This is a genomic window from Kitasatospora sp. NPDC059146, assembly GCF_042786665.1.
Lineage (GTDB): Bacteria > Actinomycetota > Actinomycetes > Streptomycetales > Streptomycetaceae > Kitasatospora.
The window spans coordinates 19,838-27,653 of the sequence record NZ_JBHZCY010000116.1 but is presented as its reverse complement, the minus strand read 5'-3'; the positions used below and the strand labels follow the sequence as shown (position 1 = coordinate 27,653).

Genomic DNA, 7,816 nt, shown 5'->3' with positions numbered 1-7,816 from the left:
CCGGCGCGCCGACCGGGGCCGGTCGTGGCACCGCGCCGTTGCAACCCGCGCAGGGATGCCCGCCCCCGACCCGCGGCCGGCCGCCCGCCCCGGGGGCGCGCGGCCGGCCGCCGTACGGTCGGAGGGCGTCAGCCCTCGTCGCCCTCCAGGTCGCCCTCGGTCTCCAGGAACGCGGCCTGCAGCTGCTCGATCAGCTGCGGGTCCGGCTGCTCCCACAGGCCGCGGCTCGCCGCCTCCAGCAGGCGCTCGCTGATGCCGTGCAGCGCCCACGGGTTGGCGCCCGCCAGGAACTCGCGGTTGACCGGGTCGAGGACGTACTCCTGGGTGAGCTTCTCGTACATCCAGTCCGCGACCACGCCCGTGGTGGCGTCGTAGCCGAACAGGTAGTCGACCGTCGCGGCCATCTCGAAGGCGCCCTTGTAGCCGTGGCGCCGCATCGCCTCGATCCAGCGCGGGTTGACCACCCGGGCGCGGAAGACGCGGGCGGCCTCCTCGGTCAGGGTGCGGGTGCGGACCGTCTCCGGGCGGGTCGAGTCGCCGATGTAGGCGGCCGGGGCCTTGCCGGTGAGGGCGCGCACGGTGGCCACCATGCCGCCGTGGTACTGGAAGTAGTCGTCCGAGTCGGCGATGTCGTGCTCGCGGGTGTCGGTGTTCTTCGCGGCGACGGTGATCCGCTTGTACGCGGTCTCCATCTCCTCGCGCGCCGGGCGCCCGTCCAGGCCGCGGCCGTACGCGTAGCCGCCCCAGACGGTGTAGACCTCGGCGAGGTCGGCGTCGGTGCGCCAGTCCCGGCTGTCGATCAGCTGGAGCAGGCCCGCGCCGTAGGTGCCCGGGCGGGAGCCGAAGACGCGGACGGTGGCCTTGCGCTCGTCGCCGTGCACGGCGAGGTCGGCCTGGACGTGGGCGCGCACGAAGTTGTCGGCCTCGGGCTCCTCCTGGGCGGCGGCCAGGCGCACCGCGTCGTCCAGCAGGGCGACCACGTGCGGGAAGGCGTCCCGGAAGAAGCCGGAGATGCGCAGCGTGACGTCGATGCGCGGGCGGCCGAGCTCGTCGAGCGGGATCGGCTCCAGGCCGGTGACCCGGCGCGAGGCGTCGTCCCAGACCGGGCGGACGCCGAGCAGGGCGAAGGCCTCGGCGATGTCGTCGCCGGCGGTGCGCATCGCGCTGGTGCCCCAGAGCGAGAGTCCGACCGAGGGCGGGTAGGCGCCGTCGTTGTCGGCGGTGTACCGCTCGACCAGGGAGGAGGCGAGCGCCTGGCCGGTCTCCCAGGCGAGCTTGCTGGGGACGGCCTTCGGGTCGACGGAGTAGAAGTTGCGGCCGGTCGGCAGCACGTTGACCAGGCCGCGCAGCGGCGAGCCGGACGGGCCGGCCGGGACGAAGCCGCCGTGGAGCGCGTGCAGCACGGCGTCCAGCTCGTCGGTGGTGGCGGCCAGTCGCGGCACCACCTGGGTGGCGGCGAAGGTCAGCACCTCGCCGACGGCCCCGCGGACGCCCTCGGGCAGTTCGGCGGCGACCTTCTCCACCGCCTCGGGCGCCCAGTCCTGGGCCTCCATCGCCTCGACCAGGGCGCGGGCCTGCGCCTCGGCCGCGTCGGTGGCGCCGAGGGTGAGGGCCGCCTCGTCCAGGCCGAGTGCCTCGCGCAGGCCGGGCAGCGCGCTGACGCCGCCCCAGATCTGCCGGGCGCGCAGGATGGCGAGCACGATGTTGACCCGGTCGGTGCCGGCCGGGGCCTGGCCGAGGACGTGCAGGCCGTCGCGGATCTGGGCGTCCTTGACCTCGCACAGCCAGCCGTCGACGTGCAGCAGGAAGTCGTCGAAGCCGTCGTCCTCGGGGCGCTCGTCCAGGCCGAGGTCGTGGTCCAGCTTGGCGGCCTGGATCAGGGTCCAGATCTGGGCGCGGATCGCGGGCAGCTTGGCCGGGTCCATCGCGGCGATGTTGGAGTGCTCGTCGAGCAGCTGCTCCAGCCGCGCGATGTCGCCGTAGGAGTCGGCGCGGGCCATCGGCGGGACGAGGTGGTCGACCAGGGTGGCGTGGGCGCGGCGCTTGGCCTGGGTGCCCTCGCCCGGGTCGTTGACCAGGAAGGGGTAGATCAGCGGGAGGTCGCCGAGGACGGCGTCCGGGCCGCACTCGGCGGACAGCGCGGCGGTCTTGCCGGGCAGCCACTCCAGGTTGCCGTGCTTGCCGAGGTGGATGACGGCGTCGGCGCCGAAGCCGCCGTCCTCCTGGGCGGCCTGGATCCAGCGGTAGGCGGCCAGGTAGTGGTGGCTCGGCGGGAGGTCCGGGTCGTGGTAGATCGCGACCGGGTTCTCGCCGAAGCCGCGCGGCGGCTGGATGAGCACCAGCAGGTTCCCGGAGCGGATCGCGGCGAGCACGATGTCGCCGTCCGGGTTCTGCGAGCGGTCCACGTACAGCTCGCCGGGGGCCGGTCCCCAGTGCTGCTCGACCTGCTCGCGCAGGCCCTGGGGGAGGGTGGCGTACCAGCGGCGGTAGTCGGCGGCGGGGATGCGGACCGGGTTGCGGGCCAGCTGGTCCTCGGTGAGCCAGTCCTGGTCGTAGCCGCCGGCCGCGATCAGGGCGTGGATCAGGGCGTCGCCCTCGTGGGAGGCGTCCTCGCCGCCGTCGGTGGGGGCGTTGAAGCCGGGCAGGTCGGAGCCGAGGTCCATGCCGTCCGCGCGCAGCCGCTCCAGCAGGCGCATCGCGCTGGCGGGGGTGTCCAGGCCGACGGCGTTGCCGACCCGGGAGTGCTTGGTCGGGTAGGCGGACAGCACCAGCGCGAGGCGGCGCTCGGCGGCCGGGACGTGCCGCAGCCGGGCGTGCTTGACGGCCGTGCCGGCGACGCGGGCGGCGCGCTCCGGGTCGGCGGCGTAGACGGTCAGGCCGTCCTCGTCCAGCTCCTTGAAGGAGAACGGGACGCTGATCAGCCGGCCGTCGAACTCGGGCACGGCGATCTGGGTGGCGGTGTCCAGCGGGGACAGGCCGTCGTCGCTGGCCTCCCACTGGGCGCGCGACCAGGTGAGGCAGAGCGCCTGGAGGATCGGGCGGTCGAGGGCGGCCAGCGCTCCGGCGTCCCAGGCCTCCTCGTCCCCGCCGGCCTGGGCGTCGGCCGGACGGGTGCCGCCGGCGGCGAGCACGGTGGTGACGATCGCGTCGGCCTCGCCGAGCGCGGCCAGCAGCTCGGGCTCGGCGCCGCGCAGCGAGGCGCAGTAGTAGGCCCTGGCCCGGGCGCCCTGGTCCTCGATCGCCCGGCAGAGGGTCTCCACGAAGGCGGTGTTGCCGCTCATGTGGTGGGCGCGGTAGTAGAGCACCGCGATGGTCGGGCCGCTCTCCGTACGGGCTTCGCGCTCCAGCGGGCCCCAGGCCGGGGCGGAGGCGGGCGGGGCGAAGCCGTGGCCGGTGAGCAGCACGGTGTCGGAGAGGAAGGCGCCGAGCTCGGCCAGGTTGGCCGCGCCGCCGTGGGCCAGGTAGGCGTGCGCCTCGGCGGCGATGCCGGCCGGGACGGTGGAGAGCTCCATCAGCTGGGCGTCGGGGGCCTGCTCACCGGTCAGCACGACCACCGGGCGGGGGCCGGCCAGCAGCGCGTCCAGGCCCTCCTGCCAGGCGCGGCGACCACCGAGCAGGCGGACCACGACCAGGTCGGTGCCCTCCAGCAGTGCGGGCAGGTCCTCGGGGGTCAGCCGGGCCGGGTTGCCGAGCCGGTACGGGACCGGTCCGGTGGCGGCTCGGGCGCTGAGCAGGTCGGTGTCGGACGTGGACAGCAGCAGGATCATGCGAAGGACCTCCCGGCCTCTTCGGTGGCCAGGATGGCCGCGGTGGTGGCCGGGTCGGCCGCGGTGGTGGCCGGTGGAACGGGCGCGGGCATGCGACAGCGCTGGTGCATTTCTGCCTTCCTCGGGGTCCGCGCCCCGGGCCGGTGGAGGACGGCGGGAGTTCCTGGCTCCCGCGGCCGACCGGTCTCCCGGTGAACCGCGGTCACAGTGGCGGGACCGCACCGGGCTTGCACCGGTTTCCTCCCCTGCGCCGTCGCTGGCGTCGGGCGGCCCGCTGGGGACCGCCCGCCAGCATCGTACGGGGTACGGCTGACCTGGGGGAGGGGCGGCTTCGCCGGGCCCGGGGCACGGGCGGGCCGCCGCCCGGCGCACGGGCGGGCGCACTGTCCGGCGTACGGCGCCCGGCGTACGGCGCTCACCGGCGCCGGGCGGCCGGTTCGGCGTGCTCCGCCGTGCTGCCCGGCGTGCCGCCGGTGTGATGCAGCGGACGGAGGCAAGCGATCGGATCATCTGTATGCTCGCCGCCATGCCACCGACACCCGACGCCACCGCGCCGGGCGCCGCCGTGCCCGACCGGGGGCGCGCCGACGCCTGCCCCGGGGCGCTCCGCCTGCACGCCGCCGACGACGGCGGCCTCGCCCGGGTCCGACTGCCCGGCGGACTGCTGACGGACCGTCAGGCACTGGCCCTGGTTGAGGCCGCAGAGGCCCTGGGCGACGGGGAGTTGGAGACCACCTCGCGCGGCAACGTCCAACTCCGCGGCCTGGCCGCGGACTGCGGGGCCGAACTCGCCGACCGGCTGCGCGCCGTCGGACTGCTGCCCTCGGACACCCACGAGCGGGTGCGCAACATCGTCGCCTCGCCGCTGGCCGGGCTGGGCGCGGCCGGGCACGCCGACGTGCAGGCCTGGGTGCGCGAACTGGACGCGCGGCTGTGCGCGAGCGACTGGGCGGCCGGACTCTCCGGCAAGTTCCTGTTCGCGCTGGACGACGGGCGGGGCGACGTCGCCGCGCTCGACGCCGATGTGACATTGATCGCAGCCTCGGACGGCCCCGCGCTGCTGCGGCTCGGACGGGCCGCCCACGGGCAGCCGGTCGAGGCCGGACGGGAGGTGACGGCCGTGCTGGACGCGGCCCGCGCCTTCCTGGACGCGCTGCGCGGCGTCGGCCGCAAGGCCTGGCACCTGCGCGAGGTGCCCGAACTGCTGCCGGCCGGCACGGTGCCGCTGCCCGCCTTCGCCGGGGCCGGTGCCGTCGGGGCCGCTGCCGCCGGGGCCGGTGCGCGGCCCGGGATCGGCGCGCTGCCCGGCGGGCTCTCGGTCGGCATGCGCTTCGGGCGGGCCGACGCCGGCCAGTGGCGCGCGCTGGTCGCCGCCTCGACCGGCGAACTGCGGCTGACCCCCTGGCGGGGCGCGGTGCTGCCCGGCGCCCCCGCCGACCGGCTGCCCACGCTGGCGGCCGCGGGGTTGCGGACCGAGCCCGGCTCGGCCTGGGAGCGGGCCACCGCCTGCACCGGGCTGCCGGGCTGCGCTAAGTCGCTGGCCGACGTACGGGCCGACGCGGCCCGGGCGTTGGAGCGCGGGGCGCCGGCGGCCGGGGGCGGCGGACTGCCCGTCCACTGGTCGGGCTGCGAGCGGCGCTGCGGCCACCCGGCCGGGCAGTGGGTGGACGTGCTCGCCACGGGGCACGGCTATCGGGTGACGGTGAACGGGCCGGCCACGACCGCGGGAACCCCCGCGGACGTTCCGGTGGACGTGACGAACGAGGAGATGGCCGAGGCGGTCGCCGAGGCCAGGAGGACCACGAAGTGATCGAGTACGAGAAGGACGGCGCGTCCATCTACCGCCAGTCCTTTGCCACCATCCGCGCGGAGGCCGATCTGGCCGCCCTCCCGGCGGACGTCTCCCAGGTCGCGGTGCGGATGATCCACGCCTGCGGGATGACCGACCTGGTCGAGGACCTGGTGTACTCGCCCGGCGTGGTCGCCTCGGCGCGCGCGGCGCTGCACGCCGGTGCGCCGATCCTGTGCGACGTCAACATGGTGGCGAGCGGGGTGACCCGCAAGCGGCTGCCCGCCGACAACGAGGTGGTCTGCACCCTCACCGACCCCTCGGTGCCCGAGCTGGCCCGCGCGATGGGCAACACCCGCAGTGCGGCGGCCATGGAGCTGTGGCTGCCCCGACTGGAGGGCGCGGTGGTGGCCGTCGGCAACGCCCCGACCTCGCTGTTCCGGCTGCTGGAGATGATCGAGGCGGGCGCTCCCCGCCCGGCCGCGGTGATCGGCGTGCCGGTCGGCTTCATCGGCGCCGCCGAGTCCAAGCAGGCGCTGGCCGAACACCCCTCCGGCCTGGAGCACTTGGTGGTGCGCGGCCGGCGCGGCGGCAGCGCGATGGCCGCCGCTGCCATCAACGCGATTGCGAGCGAAGAAGAGTGACGGACAGTCAGATCGCTTCCGCCGGATCCGAGGGGACCGGACGACTGTACGGCGTCGGGCTCGGCCCGGGCGACCCCTCGCTGGTGACCGTCCGCGCGGCCGAACTCATCGGCAAGGCCGACGTGGTGGCCTACCACAGCGCCCGGCACGGCCGCTCCATCGCGCGCTCGATCGCCGAACGCTACCTGACGGGTGGTCAGATCGAGGAGAAGCTGGTCTACCCGCTCACCGTGGAGACCACCGACCACCCCGGCGGCTACCGGGGCGCGTTGGACGAGTTCTACGAGGAGGCCGCTGCCCGGCTGGCCGCCCACCTGGACGCCGGCCGCGACGTCGTCGTCCTCGCCGAGGGCGACCCGCTGTTCTACGGCTCCTACCAGCACATGCACAAGCGCCTCGCGCACCGCTACCCGACCGAGGTGGTGCCCGGCGTGACCTCGGTCAGCGCGGCCGCCGCCCGACTCGGGCAGCCGCTGACCGAGGCCGAGGAAACCCTCACCGTCATCCCCGGCACGCTGCCCGAGGAGGAGCTCACGGCGCGGATCGCCGCCGCCGACTCCGCGGTGATCATGAAGCTGGGCCGCACCTTCCCGACCGTCCGGCGGGCGCTGGAGCGGGCCGGCCGGCTGGAGGACGCCCAGTACGTGGAGCGGGCCTTCATGGACGGGGAGCGGATCGCGCCGCTCGCCGAGGTCGAGGGGGAGAGCGTCCCCTACTTCTCGGTGGCGGTGCTGCCGAGCAAGGTCGCACCGCTGGAGCCGACCGTCCGGCTCGCGGACGGCGTCGGCAGCGTGACCGTGGTCGGCACCGGGCCGGCCGGGCCGCTCTGGCTCACCGCCGAGGCGCGCGGTGCGCTGACCGAGGCCACCGACCTGGTCGGCTACACCACCTACCTGGACCGGGTGCCCGAGCGGCCGGGGCAGCGGCGGCACGGTTCGGACAACAAGGTCGAGTCGGAGCGCGCCGAGTTCGCCCTGGACCTCGCCCGGCGCGGGCACCGGGTCTGCGTGGTCTCCTCGGGCGACCCGGGGGTGTTCGCGATGGCCACCGCCGTGCTGGAGGTCGCCTGCGAGCCGCACTACCGGGACGTGCCGGTGCGGATCGTCCCCGGGATGACCGCCGCCCACGCGGCCGCCTCCCGGGCGGGCGCCCCGCTCGGGCACGACTACGCGGTGGTGTCGCTCTCGGACCGGCTCAAGCCCTGGGACGTGGTGGCCAAGCGGCTGCGCGCCGCCGCCGAGGCGGACCTGGTGCTGGCGCTGTACAACCCGGGCTCGAAGTCCCGCACCACCCAGGTCGGCCTGACCAGGGACCTGCTGCTGGAGTACCGCGCGCCGGAGACCCCGGTGGTGATGGCCCGCGACGTCGGCGGGCCGACCGAGCGGGTCCGGATCGTCCGGCTGGGCGAGCTGGACCCGGCGCTGGTCGACATGCGGACCATCCTGCTGATCGGCTCCTCGCAGACCCGGGCGGTCGAGCGGGGCGGCGGGGTCGAGGTCGTCTGGACGCCCCGGCGGTACCCGGAGGACGTGTAACGGATGACGGAGAACAGCTGACAGATGATGAAATCTGTCAGCTGTTTTCTGTTCTCTGTCAGCTGTCAGCTGTCAGCCGGC

The 7,816-nt window shown here is 75.4% G+C and carries 4 protein-coding genes and 1 riboswitch; of the genes, 3 read left to right on the top strand and 1 reads right to left on the bottom strand.

Annotated features, from left to right (window positions below):
• Positions 1–128 precede the first annotated feature (128 nt).
• The gene (gene cobN / locus ACFXPX_RS34300; protein WP_380644413.1) at positions 129–3,767 is read right to left on the bottom strand and encodes a cobaltochelatase subunit CobN; all 3,639 of its coding nucleotides are present in this window, start codon (positions 3,765–3,767) and stop codon (positions 129–131) included.
• Positions 3,768–3,924: 157 nt separating this feature from the next.
• A riboswitch (cobalamin riboswitch) is annotated at positions 3,925–4,010 on the bottom strand.
• Between the two features lie 283 nt (positions 4,011–4,293).
• Here cobN and ACFXPX_RS34295 point away from each other — a divergent pair.
• Genes ACFXPX_RS34295 through ACFXPX_RS34285 form a run of 3 tightly spaced genes read left to right on the top strand, consistent with a single transcriptional unit; the run spans position 4,294 to position 7,735 of the window.
• Entirely contained in the window at positions 4,294–5,577 is a 1,284-nt protein-coding gene (locus ACFXPX_RS34295) for a hypothetical protein (protein WP_380644412.1), read from the top strand.
• Complete coding sequence (locus ACFXPX_RS34290; RefSeq protein WP_375885028.1) at positions 5,574–6,200, top strand: precorrin-8X methylmutase; 627 nt, start codon at positions 5,574–5,576, stop codon at positions 6,198–6,200. Before ACFXPX_RS34295 ends, ACFXPX_RS34290 begins: the two co-directional genes overlap by 4 nt.
• On the top strand, positions 6,197–7,735 hold the full coding sequence (locus ACFXPX_RS34285) for a precorrin-2 C(20)-methyltransferase (RefSeq protein WP_380644411.1): 1,539 nt from the start codon (positions 6,197–6,199) through the stop codon (positions 7,733–7,735). The genes ACFXPX_RS34290 and ACFXPX_RS34285 overlap by 4 nt, the downstream gene beginning before the upstream one ends.
• The last annotated feature ends 81 nt before the right edge of the window (positions 7,736–7,816 follow it).

Bases quoted from the DNA above. Each gene is read 5' to 3' on its own strand.
- cobN (WP_380644413.1), bottom strand. From the start codon at position 3,767: ATGATCCTGCTGCTGTCCACGTCCGACACCGACCTGCTCAGCGCCCGA.
- ACFXPX_RS34295 (WP_380644412.1), top strand. From the start codon at position 4,294: ATGCCACCGACACCCGACGCCACCGCGCCGGGCGCCGCCGTGCCCGAC.